Source organism: Proteus sp. HMSC14B05, assembly GCF_001808035.1.
GTDB classification, from domain to species: Bacteria; Pseudomonadota; Gammaproteobacteria; order Enterobacterales; family Enterobacteriaceae; genus Proteus; species Proteus mirabilis.
The window spans coordinates 68,247-89,446 of sequence record NZ_KV792000.1 but is presented as its reverse complement, the minus strand read 5'-3'; the positions used below and the strand labels follow the sequence as shown (position 1 = coordinate 89,446).

18 protein-coding genes and 1 other RNA gene are annotated in these 21,200 nt (G+C 41.9%); 7 read left to right on the top strand and 12 right to left on the bottom strand.

Features of this window, described 5'->3' with window-relative positions; all coding sequences use genetic code 11:
• Nucleotides 1–11 precede the first annotated feature (11 nt).
• Nucleotides 12–716 carry a pirin family protein gene (locus HMPREF3129_RS14525; RefSeq protein WP_004245251.1) on the top strand — a complete coding sequence of 235 codons (705 nt, stop codon included), beginning with the start codon at nucleotides 12–14 and terminating at the stop codon, nucleotides 714–716.
• A 93-nt stretch (nucleotides 717–809) separates the two neighbouring features.
• Here HMPREF3129_RS14525 and rnpB read toward each other — a convergent pair.
• Nucleotides 810–1,184: RNase P RNA component class A (gene rnpB / locus HMPREF3129_RS14520), an RNA gene on the bottom strand.
• A 59-nt stretch (nucleotides 1,185–1,243) separates the two neighbouring features.
• Nucleotides 1,244–2,122 (bottom strand): 16S rRNA (cytidine(1402)-2'-O)-methyltransferase, encoded by an 879-nt coding sequence (gene rsmI / locus HMPREF3129_RS14515; RefSeq protein ID WP_004245252.1) that lies wholly within the window; start codon nucleotides 2,120–2,122, stop codon nucleotides 1,244–1,246.
• A gap of 61 nt (nucleotides 2,123–2,183) precedes the next feature.
• Here rsmI and HMPREF3129_RS14510 point away from each other — a divergent pair, with 61 nt between their 5' ends.
• The 4 genes from HMPREF3129_RS14510 (at nucleotide 2,184) to dolP (ending at nucleotide 5,633) form a co-directional block, all read left to right on the top strand.
• Nucleotides 2,184–3,950, top strand: coding sequence for a penicillin-binding protein activator (locus tag HMPREF3129_RS14510; RefSeq protein WP_017628232.1), 1,767 nt, complete (start codon nucleotides 2,184–2,186; stop codon nucleotides 3,948–3,950).
• Between the two features lie 104 nt (nucleotides 3,951–4,054).
• Nucleotides 4,055–4,432 carry a YraN family protein gene (locus HMPREF3129_RS14505; RefSeq protein ID WP_004245256.1) on the top strand — a complete coding sequence of 126 codons (378 nt, stop codon included), beginning with the start codon at nucleotides 4,055–4,057 and terminating at the stop codon, nucleotides 4,430–4,432.
• Between the two features lie 22 nt (nucleotides 4,433–4,454).
• Complete coding sequence (gene diaA / locus HMPREF3129_RS14500; RefSeq protein ID WP_004245257.1) at nucleotides 4,455–5,045, top strand: DnaA initiator-associating protein DiaA; 591 nt, start codon at nucleotides 4,455–4,457, stop codon at nucleotides 5,043–5,045.
• Nucleotides 5,046–5,054: 9 nt separating this feature from the next.
• Nucleotides 5,055–5,633, top strand: a complete 579-nt coding sequence (dolP, locus tag HMPREF3129_RS14495) for a division/outer membrane stress-associated lipid-binding lipoprotein (protein WP_004248935.1) — start codon at nucleotides 5,055–5,057, stop codon at nucleotides 5,631–5,633.
• A gap of 94 nt (nucleotides 5,634–5,727) precedes the next feature.
• On the opposite strand, the gene ureG is transcribed toward dolP, so the two are convergent.
• From ureG to HMPREF3129_RS14460, 7 genes are read right to left on the bottom strand one after another with little or no spacing between them, the layout of a single operon-like run.
• On the bottom strand, nucleotides 5,728–6,345 hold the full coding sequence (gene ureG, locus HMPREF3129_RS14490) for an urease accessory protein UreG (protein ID WP_004245259.1): 618 nt from the start codon (nucleotides 6,343–6,345) through the stop codon (nucleotides 5,728–5,730).
• Nucleotides 6,346–6,354: 9 nt separating this feature from the next.
• The gene (locus tag HMPREF3129_RS14485; protein WP_012368848.1) at nucleotides 6,355–7,023 is read right to left on the bottom strand and encodes an urease accessory protein UreF; all 669 of its coding nucleotides are present in this window, start codon (nucleotides 7,021–7,023) and stop codon (nucleotides 6,355–6,357) included.
• Nucleotides 7,024–7,050: 27 nt separating this feature from the next.
• The gene (ureE, locus tag HMPREF3129_RS14480; RefSeq protein ID WP_004245261.1) at nucleotides 7,051–7,536 is read right to left on the bottom strand and encodes an urease accessory protein UreE; all 486 of its coding nucleotides are present in this window, start codon (nucleotides 7,534–7,536) and stop codon (nucleotides 7,051–7,053) included.
• A gap of 27 nt (nucleotides 7,537–7,563) precedes the next feature.
• Nucleotides 7,564–9,267: an urease subunit alpha gene (ureC, locus tag HMPREF3129_RS14475; protein WP_004245262.1), complete on the bottom strand. Its 1,704-nt coding sequence runs from the start codon at nucleotides 9,265–9,267 to the stop codon at nucleotides 7,564–7,566.
• Nucleotides 9,264–9,590 (bottom strand): urease subunit beta, encoded by a 327-nt coding sequence (locus HMPREF3129_RS14470; RefSeq protein WP_004245263.1) that lies wholly within the window; start codon nucleotides 9,588–9,590, stop codon nucleotides 9,264–9,266. Before HMPREF3129_RS14470 ends, ureC begins: the two co-directional genes overlap by 4 nt.
• Nucleotides 9,591–9,598: 8 nt before the next feature.
• A complete protein-coding gene (gene ureA / locus HMPREF3129_RS14465) occupies nucleotides 9,599–9,901 on the bottom strand; it encodes an urease subunit gamma (protein ID WP_004245265.1) in 303 nt (100 codons plus the stop codon).
• A 21-nt stretch (nucleotides 9,902–9,922) separates the two neighbouring features.
• Nucleotides 9,923–10,747 (bottom strand): urease accessory protein UreD, encoded by an 825-nt coding sequence (locus tag HMPREF3129_RS14460; protein ID WP_004248933.1) that lies wholly within the window; start codon nucleotides 10,745–10,747, stop codon nucleotides 9,923–9,925.
• Between the two features lie 493 nt (nucleotides 10,748–11,240).
• Between HMPREF3129_RS14460 and HMPREF3129_RS14455 the strand changes: the two genes are divergently transcribed.
• The gene (locus HMPREF3129_RS14455; RefSeq protein ID WP_004245268.1) at nucleotides 11,241–12,122 is read left to right on the top strand and encodes a helix-turn-helix transcriptional regulator; all 882 of its coding nucleotides are present in this window, start codon (nucleotides 11,241–11,243) and stop codon (nucleotides 12,120–12,122) included.
• Between the two features lie 3 nt (nucleotides 12,123–12,125).
• On the opposite strand, the gene mtgA is transcribed toward HMPREF3129_RS14455, so the two are convergent.
• The 3 genes from mtgA to arcB form a co-directional block, all read right to left on the bottom strand.
• Nucleotides 12,126–12,827: a monofunctional biosynthetic peptidoglycan transglycosylase gene (gene mtgA / locus HMPREF3129_RS14450; protein WP_004252674.1), complete on the bottom strand. Its 702-nt coding sequence runs from the start codon at nucleotides 12,825–12,827 to the stop codon at nucleotides 12,126–12,128.
• Between the two features lie 20 nt (nucleotides 12,828–12,847).
• Complete coding sequence (gene elbB / locus HMPREF3129_RS14445) at nucleotides 12,848–13,498, bottom strand: isoprenoid biosynthesis glyoxalase ElbB (protein ID WP_012368845.1); 651 nt, start codon at nucleotides 13,496–13,498, stop codon at nucleotides 12,848–12,850.
• A 236-nt stretch (nucleotides 13,499–13,734) separates the two neighbouring features.
• Nucleotides 13,735–16,071 (bottom strand): aerobic respiration two-component sensor histidine kinase ArcB, encoded by a 2,337-nt coding sequence (gene arcB / locus HMPREF3129_RS14440; protein ID WP_004245272.1) that lies wholly within the window; start codon nucleotides 16,069–16,071, stop codon nucleotides 13,735–13,737.
• Nucleotides 16,072–16,738: 667 nt separating this feature from the next.
• On the opposite strand from arcB, the gene gltB reads away from it, so the two are divergent.
• The gene (gltB, locus tag HMPREF3129_RS14435) at nucleotides 16,739–21,196 is read left to right on the top strand and encodes a glutamate synthase large subunit (RefSeq protein ID WP_036919711.1); all 4,458 of its coding nucleotides are present in this window, start codon (nucleotides 16,739–16,741) and stop codon (nucleotides 21,194–21,196) included.
• The last annotated feature ends 4 nt before the right edge of the window (nucleotides 21,197–21,200 follow it).

Genomic DNA, 21,200 nt, shown 5'->3' with positions numbered 1-21,200 from the left:
AAAGTACCGCGATGATAAAATACAGAACAGCACAACAGTGTGGCAAAGCGGACTATGGCTGGCTACAAGCTCGCTACACATTCTCCTTTGGCCACTATTTCGATCCTCATTTTTTAGACTATGGCACATTAAGAGTACTGAACCAAGAAGTGCTCGCACCAAATTCTGAGTTTAAAGCAAAAACCTATCCTCATGTGGATGTCGTCAACCTGATCTTAAGAGGTGAAGCGACTTATCTTGATAATATGGGGCGAACACTTACCGCCAAACAAAACGAGTGTTTATTAATTTCGCCTCATAATACAGAAACTTACATTGAAAGAAATAGTAGTCCAGATACCCCATTAACTCGTATTCAATTATGGCTAAACGCGTGTCCACAACAAGAGAGCATCGCTTCACAAAAATTAGCTTTAAATGAAGATTTAAAATATCAATTATTGGCTTCCCCGTCAGGGGATAATGGCAGTTTGATGCTAAGGCAAAATATCTGGCTCTATCATATTAATTTAGCGCAAGGGGATGAAATAACCTTGCCGATACAGGGTCAGAAAGGCTATTTGCAATCTATCAAAGGCGGTGTTCATTTCCAAACCTCAGAGCAAGAGCTTGGGGAAATCCGTTGTGGTGATGGTGCTTTTATTCAAGATAGCAATATGCTAGCGCTAAGATGTCAAAAGGCTTTTCGTGGTCTTTTTATTGATATCGTTTCTTAATCAGCTAGCGATATCAGCGAGCAATCATTTATCATCACACTAGCAATAAAGCAGAAAACCCTCGAGCCACAGAGTGAATCGAGGGTTTTATATAAGGTGAGTTGACCGTTAAGCCGGGTTCTGTCGTGGACAACCATTCATCTAGGCCAGAACTTGCGCGCTGGCTCCAGCAACCTACCCGGGTTCAATGCGGGCCGCACCATAAGAACCCCTATTTGGTCTTGCTCCGGGTGGAGTTTACCATGCCACAAACTGTTACCAGTTGCGCGGTGCGCTCTTACCGCACCCTTTCACCCTTACCTGATCCTGTAAACAGGCCATCGGCGGTTTACTCTCTGCTGCACTTGTCGTAGGCTCGCGCCTCCCAGACGTTATCTGGCACCCTGCCCTGTGGAGCCCGGACTTTCCTCCCCTCTATCCGTCTCCCCGAAGGGACAACGATAAAGCAGCGGTTGTCTAGTCAACTCAGGGGGCGGATTATAAGGATTTTCCGCGTTAATGTATAGCGAAAGAAACAAAAAATCGTTTTACTGATCTTGTTCCGCTTCATTTTGCGCAATGACGTGTTTGTACAACGCATTTTTCTTCACGCCATAAATCTCAGCGGTAACTGCTGCCGCCTTTTTCAAAGGTAACTCTTTTTGTAAAATCGCCAATGTGCGTAATACTTCTGGGGCAAAATGGTCTTCTTGTGGCTTTTGATACCCTTCAACAATTAATACCATTTCCCCTTTACGGCGATTTTCATCTTCACGAACCCAGTTAAGTAATTCCCCAACAGGCATTCCTTGAATGGTTTCCCACGTTTTGGTTAATTCTCTTGCCAATACAACATAGCGCGCTTCCCCCCAAACCGTCACCATATCCGCTAAACTATCTAATAAACGGTGGGTGGACTCATAAAAGATTAAAGTACGTGGCTCTTGTGCTAAATCACGCAAACAATCTTGACGACTTTTTGTTTTTGCTGGTAAAAAACCTTCATAACAAAAACGGTCAGAAGGTAATCCGGCGGCTGATAGCGCGGTAATTGCCGCACATGCCCCAGGTAATGGCACCACTTTTATACCGTTTTTGCGACACTGATTGACTAAATGATAGCCGGGATCATTAATTAATGGTGTACCTGCATCAGAGACTAATGCGATACTTAGCCCTTGTTGTAATTTGCTAATTAATTGATCTGCTTTTTGCTGTTCATTATGATCATGTAACGCAAACAAACGTGCGTTAATGGCAAAATGCTGTAATAGAAGCCCTGTATGACGGGTATCTTCTGCAGCTATTAAATCGACATGAGACAGCACATCAAGTGCCCGCTGGGTGATATCGCCCAGATTACCAATGGGTGTGGGTACTATGTACAGTGTGGATGTCGTTACCGCTGCTCGATTAGGTTGATTCATTGTTTATTCCGAATGACCGATTTAAAATTGAGCATAATTATAAAACATCACTGGGTACAGTATGCTTTCCTCAATTTTTGTGCGTTTTAAAACAGGTTTATCCTATACTGCAATACTTTCTGCCTTGATTATGTCAGGTTGTACCCTGACGGGGCAACAACAACAGCCACTGACACCTGCTGAAAAAGCGCAAGTGGAAATGAAACAATTTCAGAAAGTCATTGATGATGCGAACGGACAAGCCTCTTTAGATGTGATCCGTGCCTATATTGGCCTAGAACCCCTTATCACTGATCCTGTATTACATCAGCAAAATATTGATGATACTTGGTTAACACTCACGAAGCTTACACCTGAACAACGTCGTAGTGTGGTAATCAAAGCTGATGAAAATACATTACAAGGCTGGTTAGATTTACTCAACACTTATGAATATAACCAAGATGATGCGGATAAATTATCCCAAGCAATACGCGAATGGCAAACACGCTATCCACGCAATCCAGGAGCGCTAACATTACCGACGCTGTTATTGCGCCAATCACAATCTGCCGTCAGTAACAGCGGAAAAATCGCATTATTATTACCGTTAACAGGACAAGCTAAAGTGTTTGGTAATGCTATTATGCAAGGCTTTACCGATGCTAAAGAAGGTTTACCTCAAGCTAACGCAGCGCCAGAAGCGCCCCAACAAGATAGTTTAGCTTCCATTTTAGCAGAATTAGGTATTTCATCTCCGAATGCAGACACAGCAACAACGGAAAACGATAATTCAACGGATGATAATACAGCGGAAGGCGCTGAAAATAGTGATGCTACTTCAGCAAAAGAAACCGAAGCCTTTGCGGGTAATAGCCGCGTGCAATTAGATCCTATTGTCCAAAATAATCGCCAAGTGATTATGTATGATACCAATAGCCAACCCATTGATCTGTTACTGAAACAAGTGCAACAAGAGGGTGCTGATTTAATTGTGGGGCCACTATTAAAACCCGAAGTGATCAAAACTATTGAATTAAAAAGTGGTTTACCTGTTTTAGCACTAAATGAAGTTGATAATATTCCTCTGGCTACTACAGTGTGTTTCTTTTCACTTTCCCCAGAAGATGAAACTCGTAATGCGGCTCAACACTTACGCCAGCAACAAAAATCTAACCCACTCATTATCGTTCCTGACAATAAATTCGGTCAAAGAATGGCACAAACTTTTGCGGATGAGTGGCAGCGTAGCGGGGGTGGAACCGTCTTACAACAAACTTTCGGCTCTCTTGATAGTCTAAAAAGTTCAATTAATCGTGGCGTGGGTATTCGAATGACAGGAACCCCTGTATTGCCAACAGACAATGCACCACTGCCATTAGATACCGCTTCAATGCCAACAACAAACGGTGCTATCGATTCTGTGTATATCATTGCCACTAGCGATGAGTTAACATTGATTAAACCAATGATTGATATGGCAATCAGTACCAAAAAACGCCCACCGATTTATGTCAGTTCACGCAGTAATCAAGGAGGAATGGGGCCAGATTTTCGTATGGAAATGGACGGTATCCAATTTAGTGATATTCCTCTTATGACGGGAGCAAATTTACCGTTAATGCAAAAAGCATCCAGTAAATTTGCGAACGATTACTCATTAATGCGCCTTTACGCTATGGGTATTGATGCATGGTCATTAGCAAACAATTACAATGAACTCACCAAAGGAACCTTACAGTTCAATGGTGTTTCTGGCTCTTTACGTGTGGAAGATAATTGCACTATTTATCGACAACTCCCATGGATGCAATTTAAACAAGGTAAAATTGAACCTGTGGGACAATAAGTAAGCAATTTCCCCCATAAACCGCCTCTTTGAAGTCTCCAGATAAGGAGCTGACTTTATCTTGAGGCGGTTTATTTATAAGAGATAACATCAGGAAATCATGGATGATTATTCCTAAAAGTACTTATCTAGTCGGACAATATTATGAGAGAAAAGCGTTAAATTACTTGCGCCAACAAGGGTTAAAGTTAATTGAGCGTAATGTCCGATATCCCTGTGGAGAAATTGATCTTATTATGCAGGGTAATAGAACATGGATATTTGTTGAAGTCCGCTTTCGGCGTAGTGCACAATTTGGTGATGCAATCAGCTCAGTGACCTACAGTAAACGGCGCCGCTTATGGTACGCCGCCAATTGTTGGTTAGCTCAACGCCAACAAAGTATCGAGACGGTTAACTGTCGCTTTGATATTTGTGCATTTGATCAACGCCAGTTAATATGGCTAAAAAACATTCTCGATCATACGGAATTTATTCGTTAAATTAGATTATATAGGTCTTAACGTGCTTGATAGAATAAAAGTCTGCTTTACAGAGAGTATTCAAACTCAAATTGCAGCAGCAGAAGCGTTACCCGATGCCATTTCCAGAGCTGCCATGATGATGGTTCAATCTTTGTTAAACGGACATAAAATATTAAGCTGTGGCAACGGTAGCTCAGCAGCAACGGCTCAACGCTTTGCTGCTAGTATGATCCATCGTTTTGAAACAGAGCGCCCAAGTTTACCGGCATTATCTTTAAATACCGACAGTGTTGTGATGACCGCCATTATGGGAAATCAGCAACATGATGAAATTTATGCCAAACAAGTACGGGCATTAGGGCAAGCAGGTGATGTACTGTTAGCTATTTCCACTCATGGTAATAGCAGAAGCATTATTAAAGCTGTTGAAGCCGCTGTTACTCGAGATATGACCATTGTTGCACTGACTGGCTATGATGGCGGTGAGCTTGCTGGATTACTAGGCCCTCAAGATGTGGAGATCAGGATCCCCTCTCAACGTACAGTCAGAATACAGGAAGTGCAGATGTTAACGGTCAATTGTCTCTGCGACTTAATTGATAATACATTATTCCCACATCAGGATGACTAAGGAGTTACTATGAAATTGCTTCCGATTACCGCAGTACTTTGTTCCGCGCTATTGCTACAAGGCTGTATTGGTGCCGCTGTTGTGGGTACTGCTGCCGTTGCTGGCAAAACCGCAACCGATCCTCGTTCATTAGGACAACAAGTTGATGATGGCACATTGGAAGCCCGAGTTTCTGGTGCTCTAAATAAAAACCAACAGATCAAGAACAGTAATGCGCGCATTGTCGCCACCGCTTATCAAGGTAATGTATTGTTAACTGGGCAAAGTCCAGATATGTCGGTTGCTGAGACGGCCAAACAAGTTACCAGCAAAGTGGAAGGAGTAAACAATGTTTATAATGAAGTTCGCCAAGGTGAGCCTGTGACATTAGGCACTGCTTCTTCAGATACATGGTTAACCACTAAAGTACGTTCACAAATTTTAGCTAGCGATGCCGTCAAATCATCTTCCGTAAAAGTGATCACCGAAAATGGCGAAGTATTTTTATTAGGGATATTAACCCGTCAAGAAGGGGCAGCAGCCGCTAAAATTGCCAGTGAAACCAAAGGTGTTGTTAAAGTAACAACGGCATTTACCTATCTAAACTAAATGTATCGCTGATGGGTATCACGTGGTGATAGCGTATTATTTTACCAGTATCGGTCATTGTAACAGCGATAACCGATACTGGTACTCATAGTGATTAACGTCTCAACATACCTTTATCAATAATAAAATCGATAATCGTCTCTAAACCTACTTTCTCTTTTAAGTTAGTAAAAACATAAGGTTTCACAGGACGCATTTTTGCTGTATCCGCTTCCATCACTTCTAATGACGCTCCCACATAAGGCGCAAGATCGATCTTGTTGATCACCAGCAGATCAGAATGTGTGATCCCCGGCCCCCCCTTGCGAGGGATCTTCTCACCTTCTGCAACATCAATAACATAAATAGTAAGATCAGCCAATTCAGGGCTAAAGGTCGCACTTAAGTTATCTCCGCCACTTTCGACAAAAACAATATCTAAGTTTTTATGGCGCATCGCCAACTCTTCTACGGCAGCCAAATTCATTGAAGCATCTTCACGAATAGCCGTATGAGGACATCCTCCTGTTTCAACACCAATGATCCGATCCGCATCAAGAGCCTGCGCACGAGTTAAAATTTTTGCATCTTCTTGTGTATATATATCATTGGTAACAACGGCGATTTGGTAACTATCGCGCATAGCTTTACAAAGAACTTCTAATAGTGCTGTTTTTCCTGATCCAACAGGGCCACCAACACCAATACGCAGTGGTTGATTATATTCTTGCATCTCTTTATCTCATGAACGAAAAAGTCGAGTATATTGAGTTTCATGGCGACTACTGGCGATCACTTGAGCTGGCGTAAAACTGCCAATATCCTCTTGTGGCCAATGTGCCGATAACTCAACAATAGCGGGGATCTGCTCAGCTAGAGCAAACAACATTTTTTGCCCTGCGCTTTGCCCTAATGGCACCAGTTTTACCCCAGACATCACCGTATTTTCTAACCAGCCCCAAACATAGGCACAACAGAGCTTTTCACTATCGATATGCCAATGCACGGCAGCTAACGCAAACGCCATTAATTGCGTCTGTTTAACCCGCTGTTGTAACGTATCGTCTAATTCAATGCCTAATTGAGGAAGTAAACGGGCAAAAGCGATCCCCCGTTGACGCTCTTCCTGCCTTAACTCTTTGGTTTCGCGACTTGCGACCATAAAGTCACACCAATATTTCACTGTATCGCTATCACCCTTTGCCAAACTCGTTTGTAATTGCCGCAATATAGGAAGCTCGAGTGTGGCTAATGTTCCGGTCATTTGTGCGCTTAACCAATCTGACAAGGTTTCTGCTGAGCATACCCAACCTTTTTCAATGGCCCACTCTAACCCTTGAGAATAAGTAAAAGCACCTACCGGAAGAGAGGGGCTAACTAATTGATATAAGCGCAGATCAGCTAGCATCATGCACCTCCTTTGATGATCGCTGTGCCATTAATGGTGGTGATCATGGTGGTGGTGATGACCACCGGATGATCCACCATAAGCCCCCGGCTCAGGTTGGTATTTTTCTAAGCCAACCACCACCGTAGCCCCTAAGCCGCGAGCCATATCATCTAATACATGATCGTGAAAATAACGACACCAACCTGCTTCTATTTGCAATGGTACATGTCGGTTACCTAAGTGATAACAAACACGAGCAAGCAATAATGGATCGTCACTATAAACCGTTGATACTTGCTCTTTAGCCGCTTCAATGGTGACAACATCGCCCTCTTCTGACAGCAGAATATCCCCCTCTTTAAGTACGGTGCCTCGAGGCAAAAATAGCCCGGCTTCTTGCCCGTCACTTAAAGCCACTTTTAAGCGACTTTTGGTGCGCTCATCCATGGTAAGACAAAGGGTTAACTTTGGCTTTTCTGTAGAGGTTAGTTCAAGCGCTTTTTGTTGATCAATAATCTGAGTAAATTTTTTCATTCAATAAATTCTCAATAAAAACGCTGGTTAAAATAAGAAATAGCGTTGAGCCATCGGTAATTCAGTCGCTGGCTCACAAACCAGTGGTACACCATCCGCTTTAACAATGTAAGTTTGTGGATCTAATTCGATATGAGGAACATAGTTATTGTGGATCATCGAAGCTTTTGTGATATGACGACAGCCCTCCACACGACCAATTAAGCTTTTTAAGCCTAATTTTTCTGGCACTCCCGCCTCAATACCCGCTTTTGACATAAAGATCATCGACGTTTGATATTTGGCTTTTCCTAGACAGGCATACATTGGACGATAATGAACCGGTTGCGGTGTTGGAATAGCCGCATTAATATCCCCCATTGGCGCATAAGCGACCATACCACCTTTTATGATAAGTGCCGGTTTGACGCCAAAGAAAGCAGGATCCCATAGCACGATATCCGCAAGTTTACCTTTTTCTATTGATCCCACCGTATGAGCAATACCATGTGCCAGTGCCGGGTTAATCGTGTATTTAGCGATATAACGTTTAATACGATTATTATCATTATCTGCGCTATCACCCGCTAATGTGCCTCGTTGCAATTTCATTTTATGTGCACACTGCCAAGTGCGTAAGATAACTTCTCCGACTCGTCCCATGGCTTGTGAGTCTGACGACATCACCGAAATTGCCCCCATATCATGTAAGATATCTTCTGCAGCAATGGTTTCGCGACGAATACGAGATTCAGCAAATGCCACATCTTCAGGAATAGAGGGATCGAGATGATGACAGACCATCAACATATCAAGATGCTCGTCCACGGTATTAATGGTATAAGGCATCGTTGGGTTGGTTGATGCAGGTAAAATATTGGGCTCTCCTACCGACTTGATCACATCAGGGGCATGACCGCCACCTGCGCCTTCGGTATGGAATACATGGATCACTCGACCGGCAATGGCTTTTACTGTCTCTTCATAAAAACCACCTTCATTTAAGGTGTCAGAGTGAATAGCCACCTGTACATCCATTTCATCGGCGACATTAAGGCAATTGTGAATTGCCATTGGCGTTGCCCCCCAGTCTTCATGTATTTTAAGACCTATAGCACCCGCTGTTATTTGTTCGCGGATTGCTTCGGGCTGACTGACACAACCTTTACCAAATAACCCCACATTAATAGGTAATTCATCCACCGCCTCTAACATGCGGTACATATTCCAAATACCGGGGGTAACTGTGGTTGCATTAGTACCCGCCACAGGGCCTGTTCCTCCACCAATAAAGGTGGTTACGCCAGAAACGAGACCTTCTTGGGCTTGTTGCGGACAAATAAAGTGGATATGGGTATCAATACCACCAGCAGTGACAATTTTACCTTCTCCCGCAACAACTTCTGTTCCGGGGCCAATGACAATATCCACATTGGGCTGAACATCTGGATTACCTGCCTTGCCAATACCGACAATACGGCCATCTTTAATGCCAATATCTGCTTTTACAATGCCCCAATAATCTAAAATAATGGCATTGGTGATCAGAACATCGACACACTCAGCACTAACAACTTGGCTTTGCCCCATACCATCACGAATAACTTTACCACCACCAAATTTGACCTCTTCGCCATAAGTGGTGAAATCTTTTTCAATTTCAAGAAACAGCTCGGTATCTGCTAATCGCAAACGATCGCCTGTTGTTGGGCCAAACATATCCGCATAAGCTTGACGTGAGATAGTTTTCATTTTTTCTCACTCTCCAATTTACCCATCACTTTGCCATGAAAACCATAAATTTCACGTTTTCCTGCAAAAGCCACTAACTCAACAGTGCGGCTTTGACCGGGCTCGAAGCGCACAGCCATACCAGCAGGAATATTTAAACGAAAACCTAATGTCTCTTCTCGTGCAAACCTGAGTGCCTCATTAACTTCATAAAAGTGGTAATGAGAGCCGACTTGTACAGGTCTATCGCCATGATTAGCCACCTGTATGGTTTTTGTCTCGCGACCAGCATTCAGTTCAATATCGCCTAATGCTGCATTAACTCTAATTTCACCGGGGATCATGTTATTACCTACACAATAGGTGAGTGAATTGAAACCAATTTGGTGCCATCGGGGAAAGTGCACTCTACTTGAACATCTTTTATCATCTCTGGCACCCCTTCCATTACTTGCTCTGCGGTTAAAACAGTACGTCCTTCACTCATTAATTGAGCAACTGTTTTCCCCTCTCGTGCGCCTTCCATAATGGCGCAACTAATCAAGGCGACAGCTTCAGGGTAATTAAGTTTTAATCCCTTAGCTAAACGTCTTTCTGCAACAAGGCCTGCAGTAAAAAGCAGTAATTTATCTTTTTCTCTTGGTGTTAATTCCATTTCTGCTCCTAAAATAAACGATTATGTCGCCCAGATCCGCGGTGGCTCAGGGCAATAACCTAGCCAGTGCTGTCTGACGATTTGCCATACTTGCGCAAAACACGCCATCATCGGCTCGGTTTGCGTCCCTAATACACGTAAAACTAAAATGCCATCAACATCCGTTAAACCATATTCAACTAGGGGATTTACCTTCTCTAAATGGTGTTGAATAATCTCTTTTAATGCATCGGTTGCAGGATAAATATAAAGCGAGCCAAACATAGGAAATTCACGCATTGCGGCAGCTTGTTTTTGTAAGCCTTCAACCCGCATTGACTCTGTTAAAATTAATCTCTCATCAACATAAAAATTTAAGCGCCCTTTTACCTTGCCAGTTTCAAACCACTCATTTAAAACTGGGCGTCCAAAACACTGCATTTCCCAGCCGATAAATTTCGCTGATGAGGCTAAATGAATATGTGTGGTTAAACACACTTGAGCATCAGGAAAAAAGATATTCTCTTGGGGTAACCACTCTAAAAAGCCCTCTTGTGCAACCGTCAATGTCTGCGTTTGCGATGCAGTGCCTCCTGCACTACGATAAAATTTTGTCGCCCCCGGCGTTGTTAATAGGGCATGTGCGTAAGGTTGCACATTAATATTAATGGATAACGTATCACCACCGACCACCCCACCAGGAGGATGCAACAAATAGGTATGTGCAACACCTTGCTCTGGATAAAAAGGTCGCTGAACCATTAAGGGGCCGAGATGACGTTTTTCAGTAAGACATGTCTTTCCTCGCTTTAACTCATATCGTAAAGCGATGTCAGCAAGCCAACCCTTCTCAGAAAAGTCAGGCATACCCACTCCTGCCAACTTGGCAAAATTGATCAAATAAATCAGGAAATAGACGAATATATACCGCACTACCCATCAGATTATGTCATTCAATATCACCGAGAAAATAATGAAATGAATGTTGGGTAGGGTGTGAATAAAGATAAATTGCATTTTCCTCAAACAGGATAAAGCGCTCCATCAATGCCGCGCGATTTTACACCGAGTTTCAAAAAATGCGTTTTAAATAAACAGCAATTTGTTTAGAAAAAATAACAATGGTAAAAATAAAAGTAAAAAATGAACAGATATCGATATTGTTATTGCTCAGCAACAAGATTATATTCTGAGCCACTCTTATACTATTCGGTATAACGACGCGGTTTCGCAATAGGAATATTGTGATAATAAAACCCATGCTTACTGCTTATAAGTTCACAAATTAAGTGGTTAACTTTAAGCTTTGTTTATTTTAACCCATGTTCATTTTGAACTTGCCTGTGGTATATCTAAGACAATGGAATACAAACACATACTTTCTTCTAACCAAATATCCTTAAAAACGTTTTACATCGAAAACCCGATGATCGCGATGGTATATGGTGCAAAAGGTGAGATTTGTATTAATGGGCAAACTATCACAGTCACCACTAATCTCACGTTGATTATTCCTAAATATAGTCAAGTTTCTTGTGATGTGACAAATTTTTTCCCGACCAAACCGATTGAATTACATACCTTAGTACTGTCTGAAACTGAATTACAATCTGTGTTCTCTTTACTTAAACCATTAATAAAATCAGGGGCGCCGATTACTCGTCATCTTCCTGATTATCATCTATCAACACCTGAGGTGGTTAAAACTAATTTTACGTTACTTCAGCAATGTCTACCGCTTGAACATGGCACCCCCTCTCAAGAGACCCTGTTTATGCAACAGAGCCTCTTTTTTATTTTGCTGGCGGTTTATCACGAAGGGGTCGATATTCTTAATATTTTTCGTTTTAATTATGATGAGCCAAAAAATCAGGCGATTACTCATCTAATAACACAAGATCCGCAACGTAAATGGCATTTAGAGGATGTAGCAAAAACGCTCTATACTACGCCATCAACATTACGTCGCCATTTAAGTAAAGAGGGCGTTTCGTTTTGCCAATTACTGTTGGATGTCAGAATGGGGATCGCATTAAATTACCTCACCTTTTCTAACTATTCTGTGTTTCAAATTAGTCATCGCTGTGGTTTTGGTAGTAATGCTTATTTTTGTGACGCATTTAAACGTAAATATGGTATGACACCATCGCAATTTCGCACTCAATCCCGCCAAGCAAACGATCCGAATGCAATAGCAACAATGGCGTCACAAAATGACGAATCAATAAAAAAAGTATTTTAAGGGTTATAACAACGCATTTTTGCTTAAAAACGAAGTTCCTCCCATTAATCGCATTTGATTTAAGATCCACTGCTGACGTTTTAGCAAATACGCGGAAGGCTTATTAACATGAAGAATATGTGGATTAGGTAAAACAGCGGCTAATAAAGCCGCCTCATGGGCGGTGAGTTGTTTAGCAGGCTTGCGAAAATAGTGCTGAGAAGCCTGCTCAACCCCAAAAATACCGTCGCCAAACTCTACGATATTCAGATAAACGGTTAAAATACGTTTTTTAGACCAAATTAGCTCCACCACTGGCGTCATTCCGGCTTCAAGTCCTTTTCTTATCCAACTACGCCCATCCCACAAAAATAAGTTTTTGACCGTTTGTTGTGAAATAGTAGAGGCACCTCGTATCGTTTTTGAGCTTTGCAGGCTATTTTGGAAAACTTTTTCAATCGCATCGAAATCAAATCCCCAATGTTTTGGAAAATTTTGATCTTCAGAGGCTATTACCGCTAAATAGATCTGTGGGGATATCTCATTTTCATTAACCCATGTAGAATGGGATACATAAGAAAAATCAAACTTACTCCACGAAGAAATTTGTCTTTGTAGCATTACAGCAGAAAAAGGCACCGGTAAAAAAGAAAACAGGACAACTATCCCTAACCATAAAGCAATTAGAATAATTAATAGTTTCTTTAACTTTCTCACTAGTACCATCTGCTGTATTCACTCTATTGTTATGCCATTTCTAGTACTTTTTTAACCAGCTTCTCAATCCCCACCTGAGCTTGTGCTATCGATTCTGCCAGCATATATGCAGGGGTGGTCACAACCCGATACTCATCATCAACCACTATTTCGTCGACAGGACAATTAATATGTATCCCTCCCATTTCGGTGATCATTTCTGCCGTTTTTGCATCATTACCAATAGTTAGTTTTACTGGGGCATTTAACATCTTTGGTAACATAACGGGGGCGATACACATTAAACCTAGTGGTTTTTTCTGTTGATGCATCTTTTGAACAAAAGTTAAGAGCTGTTGGTTAATTTCACACTGAACACCTTTCGTGGCGAAATTACATAAGTTCTTTGCTGCACCAAAACCTCCGGGGATAATTACTGCATCAAAGTTTTCAGCCTTAGCATCTGATAAAGGCGATATTTTCCCACGAGAAATACGCGAAGCCTCCTCCATCATATTCCTTTTTTCTGCTTTTTCTTCTCCAGTAATATGATTAATTACAGTAGGTTGAAAATCATTAGGTGAAAAATAATGAACCTCAGCTTTATTTTGGCTTAAAGCAAGCATTGTGAGCACTGATTCGTGAATTTCACTGCCATCAAAGACACCACAACCACTTAAAATTACCGCAATTGATTTCATATCTTTCTCCATTTGTAGTAGATTACTAGTTACCCATTTATAGGTGTAAACACCAATTGCCATCACATATTTAAATGTTTCTTGTAACAAAAAAACTTATATTTGCTATTTTGTTGCTTGTATGATGTATGGAATAGCTTCATCCTATTCGCCTATGTAATGATAATCAAAAAAGCGAGTAGAAAAGTTTCCCTGGTGTTGGCGCAGTATTCGCGCACCCCAACCTTCGGTTGGGGTTATTTTTTTCTAGCGTCTGCCAACCAGTTTCTTAAACTTTCTACATCCTTTCTCCAATCTCTTTCTAACTCATCTACCCATTCCTGAACATTATCCCACCATGCAGGTAATTCTGGAGATTGGATCTGTTTTGCCAGTTGCTGTAAATGTTTTAAACCTATAGAGCCTGCCGCGCCTTTGATTTTATGTCCTTCCTCAGTGATGCCCTTTTGATCACGTGCCGTCAGATTAGATTCAAGGACAGACAGGTAACTTGGCATCATCTTTTCAAAAACATCTAAACCATCCGTGATTAATTGAGGTCCAACAAGTTCGATGTATTGATTCAGCATGTCGATATCGAGTAACTCTTCATTTTTACTCAACAATTGAGGTGACTCACTCGATGTCACGGAAACCGCTTCATCTCCCCAGAATTTATTAATAATGGCTGTCAACGCATCTACAGAAAGCGGTTTACTGAGCACATCATTCATTCCAGCGTCTAAATACTCTTTTTTGTCTTTTAAGACATTGGCGGTTAAGGCAATCAATGGCGGCAATTCACTGCTATCAAACTCTTGACGTAATTTTCTTGAAATATCAAATCCGGTCATATCAGGTAATTGAATGTCTAACAGCACTAAATCGTATTCACCCGGCTTAAACATTTGCAAAGCCTCTTGCCCAGTCATCGCCACATCTACCGTATTGCCTAATTTCTCTAATACTGAACATGCTACGATAACATTTAGCTCAATATCCTCAACCAGTAAGATATTAAGGGCAGGAAGCAATAATTCATCATCCTCTTCAAAATCACTTTGTTCTTTAATCGCAGGAGCGACAATGGAAAGCGTAAAGATAGAACCATGTCCTAACTCACTCTCCACATGAATATCGCCTCCCATATGCTGTGCTAAGCGTTTTGAGACAGCAAGACCAATACCTGTTCCCGTTGCAGAACGTCCACCTTGACTGTCGTTGACCTGATAGTACATGGCAAAGATTTTCTCAAGTTCACCTTGAGGGATACCAATACCACTATCTTTCACCTCAAAGAACAACTTATCAGGCGCTTCTTGCCAAATGCGTACTTTAATTTCCCCTTCTTGGGTAAATTTCACCGCATTACCAATTAAGTTCCATAAGATTTGACGCAAACGAGTCCCATCGGTGGTAATTTTATGCGGTAACGTTTCTTGCGCTTCTAAGGTGAATTTTAACCCTTTAGGCTGGACTAATAATCCCGATAGGTTTTCTAAATCAGAGATAAATTCAGTAAAGTCGATAGGTTGGTTATCAAGCTGGATCTTTCTGCGCTCAATTTTATCCATTTCAATCACATCGTTAAAAATATTACCTAACGTTATGGCACTGACATGGATAGTTTTTAAGTAGTTGAGCTGTTCTGGTGATAATTCGGTATCCAATAAAATACGACTTAACCCCACAATCCCATTAAGCGGCGTACGTAGCTCATGGCTGATTGTAGAAATAAAGGTGGTCTTATCACGGCTAGCATTTTCTAACGCGTCTTGATAGCGCTTACGCTCTGTAATGTCACGTCCAAAGCCCATTAAGCCGTGACGCTTACCAATTCGGTCATAAAAGGGCACTTTGCGTAACTCAAAACACGCTTTACGCCCATCCGGATACACCAACCACTGCTCATAAGTGAGTGACACATTATGGCGAAAGACTTTCTCATCGGTTTCCATCACTTTGACGGCGATATCTTCGTCATACACATCCAGTGGTGTTAAGCCAATTAATTGCTTTTCACTTTTACCGGTCAATAGCTCTGTAGCACGGTTACAACCAGAAAATTCATTATCTTCGTTGCGATAGTAGACCAGATCTGGCGAGGCATCTAAGAAGGAGCGTAACAAGGAAGATTGTTGCTCTAGTTCAATTTGCGTCAATTCACGACGCTTCATTTCACTTTTGAGTTTTTCCAATAGTTCAAGATGGGCTTTTTCTACTTTTTCACGCTCTTGGATCTCTAAATTTAATTGCTCAATATTCTCTTTTAATTGTGAATTCAGCTCTAAGTCTCGCTGTCGCATTACGCCTAATTTATCGACCATCCGCGATAAACGACGTCGTGATTCTTCAAGTTGCTCTACCACCACGGAAAGAAAATAGACAGCCCAAGGGGTAATAATCAAACCAAAGAAGATAGAGCGTACCAGATCGATACTAGTGACATCACCGGCAAGTAGGAATGTCACGGCCATCTGTACGACCATCGCTAATACAACCAATGCGGATGCTAACAGTAATGAGAAGCGGATTAACCCTAGCCTCATCATTAAATCTACATAATATTGGGCAAGCCCTTTGAGCAATTTCATTGAAAACTCCAATAGATTGAATCTAGAGAATGATACCTTAAAAATACATTGACGAAGTGGTGAACATTCAGAAAATTGTAGCCAAAACACGATTTTTCACCTTGTATCTTGCCTTTGCATTATTTTGTATCAGTGATCCTCCTTTTTCCCCGCGAGCATTTATAAAAACAATTTATAGAGGTATTACATAAATAATAGTTATATTCTTTACCAAAGAGAGAAATTAAAAAATGCAATTTGTCTTTTTTTAGATAAAAAGTATAAAAACAATAAAATACTAAAATAGATTAATAATTAAGATAAATTCACTGGCATTATCTAACATCAAAGAATGCAATAAAGCAGAACCCCATAAAAAAAGTGAGATAGCTCACACTCACTATCCCATAACCAATGAAATAATTTTCAAATAATATTTTTATTTATCAAATAATTAAAGAAAAAAAACGCTCATCACGCTGGCTATAGTCAAATATCCTTGCTGATTGACCTGTTTTTTATTTATCGATAATTTGACTAGTAGCTTAGCAAAATAAAAAACCGAGATAGCAAAGCTAAAGACACCATCACCCGATGAGCACCCATAAATTTACCTACACCCTTGAGACAAAATCGTTCCTTTTGCGCTCGTTCTTGAGGTGCCCATAAACTGAGTAGGAAGCAAACTATGCTCTATCAAAAAACAGCGGAAAAAGAGAATTGTGGTTTTGGGTTAATAGCCCATATTGAGGGGAAAGCCAGCCATAAAATTGTCAGAAATGCGATCCATGGCCTTGCCCGTATGCAGCATCGTGGCGCGATCCTTTCTGATGGAAAAACCGGCGATGGTTGTGGGTTATTATTACAAAAACCAACGCGTTTTTTTCAGTTAATTGCCGAGGAAAATGGCTGGCATTTAGCGAACAATTACGCAGTAGGCATGCTGTTTCTAAGCCAAGATAATGCTATCGCTGCACAGTGCCGTCAAATTGTTGAAGAAGAATTGCAACGAGAAACACTCTCTATCGTTGGCTGGCGTAAAGTACCAACTAACACAGATATTTTAGGCAGTATCGCCCTCTCTTCTTTACCGTCAATAGAACAAATTTTTGTCAATGCGCCTGCCGGATGGCGTATTAATGATATTGAGCGCCGCTTATTTATCGCTCGTCGCCGAATTGAAAAACGTATTACCGATAATGATTTTTATATTTGTAGCCTCTCTAATTTAGTGACTGTCTATAAAGGGCTGTGCATGGCAATTGATTTGCCTCGCTTTTTTACTGACTTAGCGGATTTACGGATGGAATCGTCCATCTGTCTTTTTCATCAACGTTTTTCCACCAATACCACCCCAAAATGGCCGCTTGCGCAGCCCTTTCGCTATCTTGCCCATAATGGTGAAATCAATACCATTACCGGAAATCGTCAATGGGCAAGAGCAAGAGCCTATAAATTTCATACGCCGCTGATCCCCGATTTACAAACTGCAGCGCCTTTTGTAAATGAGAGTGGCTCAGACTCAAGCTCACTGGATAATATGCTCGAACTCTTTCTTAATGGGGGGATGGATATTGTCCGCGCTATGCGCCTATTAGTGCCACCCGCATGGCAAAATAATCCACAAATGGATGATGATCTACGTGCTTTTTTTGATTTTAACTCTATGCATATGGAGCCTTGGGATGGACCTGCGGGGATCGTGTTATCTGACGGTCGCTATGCAGCCTGTACACTCGATAGAAATGGCCTGCGTCCAGCTCGCTATGTTATCACGACCGATAATATTATTACCTGTGCTTCTGAAATTGGCATTTGGGATTATCAACCTGATGAAGTTCTAGAAAAAGGGCGTGTCGGCCCTGGCGAACTAATGGTAATAGATACTTATCAAGGTCGCATTTTACATTCTGCTGAAACTGACGAAGATTTAAAAAGGCGACACCCGTATAAACTTTGGTTGGAGCGTAACGTTAAACGCCTGATCCCTTTTGAGCAATTGCCTGAGCCACAAGCGACAGGAGAGCGCGCTTTTGATGATAGCTTACTGGCGACATACCAAAAACAGTTCGCTTATAGCCAAGAAGAGCTGGAAACGATTTTGCATGTACTGGCTGAAAATGGGCAGGAAGCCACCGGCTCGATGGGAGATGACACGCCCTTTGCCGTGCTTTCTCAGCGCCCACGCTTAATTTATGACTATTTTAGACAAAAGTTTGCGCAAGTGACCAATCCGCCGATTGATCCATTAAGAGAAGCGCATGTGATGTCTTTAGCAACCTGTATTGGTCGCGAAATGAATGTCTTTAGTGAAGCGGAAGGACAAGCCCATCGCCTCAGTTTTAAATCACCCATTTTGCTTTATAGTGATTTTCAACAACTACTCAATCAAGAAAGCCCTTATTATTCATCCATCACGCTAGATATCACCTATCAACCGACTGAAAATAATTTAGAAACCGCACTACACATCTTATGTGAAACGGCGCAACAAGCGGTTAATCGTGGCGCAGTATTACTGGTTTTATCCGACAGAAATATCACTCAAGCGCGATTACCTATTCCTGCGCCTATGGCGGTAGGTGCGGTACAAAAAGCCTTGGTAGATAATAATTTACGCTGTGATGCCAATATTATTGTTGAAACTGCAAGCGCCCGTGATCCCCACCACTTCGCTGTACTATTAGGTTTTGGCGCAACCGCTATTTACCCTTACCTGGCTTATGAATCCTTAGCGCAACGAGTCGATAAAAAAATATTGTCGGGTACTTATGCGCAAGTCATGCTCAATTATCGTAATGGGATCAACAAAGGTCTGTATAAGATAATGTCCAAAATGGGGATCTCCACCGTTGCCTCTTACCGTTGCTCACAGCTATTTGAAGCCGTAGGGTTGCATGATAATGTCGTTAAACGTTGCTTCGATGGGGTTGATAATCGTATTAACGGTGCAGATTTTAGCGATTTTGAACAAGACTTATTTAATCTATCCAAACGTGCTTGGCTAACTCGCTATCCTCTAGACGCTGGTGGGTTATTAAAATATACCCATCAAGGAGAATATCACGCCTATAATCCTGATGTGGTTCAAGCGTTGCAAAAAGCGGTAAATAGTGGTGACTATGCTGATTACCAACATTATTCCCAATTAGTGCAACAACGCCCTATTACCACCTTACGTGATCTATTAGCTCTCAATGACACAACCCCTATTGCAATTGAAGATGTCGAAGCAGAAAGTGAACTGTTTAAACGCTTTGATACTGCGGCGATGTCAATTGGTGCATTAAGTAAAGAAGCCCATGAAGCCCTTGCGCAAGCAATGAATACCTTAGGCGGATTTTCAAACTCTGGAGAAGGTGGTGAAGATCCGGCACGCTACAACACCAACAAAGTTTCGCGTATCAAACAGATAGCTTCAGGTCGTTTCGGTGTCACGCCGTCTTATCTAATGAGTGCGGATGTATTACAAATCAAAGTGGCACAAGGGGCAAAACCCGGTGAAGGTGGCCAGTTACCCGGTGATAAAGTCACGCCTTATATTGCGCAACTGCGTTATGCCGTACCGGGCGTCACACTGATTTCCCCGCCTCCCCATCATGATATCTACTCTATTGAAGATTTAGCACAACTGATTTTCGATTTAAAACAGATTAATCCCCGTGCGCTTATTTCTGTCAAACTGGTCTCTGAGCCGGGTGTTGGTACAATCGCCACCGGAGTCGCTAAAGCTTATGCAGACTTAATTACTATTGCAGGTTATGACGGCGGTACTGGTGCCAGCCCATTAACGTCAGTTAAATATGCAGGTAGCCCTTGGGAACTAGGGCTAGTAGAAACGCAACAAGCATTAGTTGCCAACAATCTGCGTCATAAAGTGCGCTTACAAGTTGATGGTGGATTAAAAACGGGGGTTGATATTATAAAAGCGGCCATTTTAGGGGCTGAAAGTTTTGGTTTCGGTACCGGGCCAATGGTGGCGTTAGGCTGTAAATATCTGCGAATTTGCCATTTAAATAATTGCGCTATGGGGGTTGCAACCCAAGATGAAACCCTACGCCGCCAACATTTTCATGGTTTACCTGAGCGCGTTATCAACTATTTCCGTTTTATTGCCCAAGAAACCCGTGAGCTTATGGCACAACTTGGCGTAAGGAAAATAACCGATTTAATCGGCAGAACGGACTTGCTTTCTTGCTTAGAGGGGATAACCAGTAAGCAGCAAAAATTATCACTCACAGGATTATTAGAAACCGCGACCTCTCCTACAGGTAAAGCGCTCTATTGTCAGGAGCACAATGATACTTATGATAAAGGAGAATTAAATCAACGTATTGTTGCGCAAACCATCACGGGCGTCGAACAAAAGATAAGCCAAACCCACTATTTTTCCATTCGTAACACAGACCGTTCAGTGGGAGCCACGTTATCCGGGATCATTGCCAAAACCTATGGTGAAAGTGGTTTATCTGCTACACCAATAAAACTTCACTTTACGGGTACTGCTGGTCAAAGTTTTGGCGTTTGGAATGCGCAAGGGGTGGAATTAACCTTAGTGGGTGATGCCAATGATTATGTCGGGAAAGGCATGGCGGGTGGACGCATTGTTATTTCACCGCCAGTCGGTTCTGCCTTTAAAGCCCATCAGACCACGATTATGGGAAATACCTGTTTATATGGCGCAACAGGTGGAAAACTCTATGCATCTGGATTAGCGGGTGAACGTTTTGCAGTCAGAAACTCTGGCGCCATTGCGGTTATTGAAGGGGTTGGGGATAATGGCTGCGAATATATGACCGGCGGTATTGTCTGTATTCTTGGTAAAACAGGGATTAACTTTGGTGCAGGGATGACGGGGGGCTTTGCCTATCTGTTAGATGAAGATACCACACTATCACAACGGATCAATAACGCCTCTATTGAGCTTCTTCCCGTGGCTAATTATGCGATTTTGGCAGAGCATCTTCGCGGTATGATCGCAGAGCATGTACGGCTAACTGGCTCCCAACAAGGAGAAAGACTACTTTCTCAATGGGAATATTGGTCACAACACTTTAAATTAGTCAAACCTAAATCGAGTGATGTTCATGCCTTATTAGGTCATCCTCGCCGTTCAGTCGCTGAATTACGCGTTCAGGCACAATAGGAGA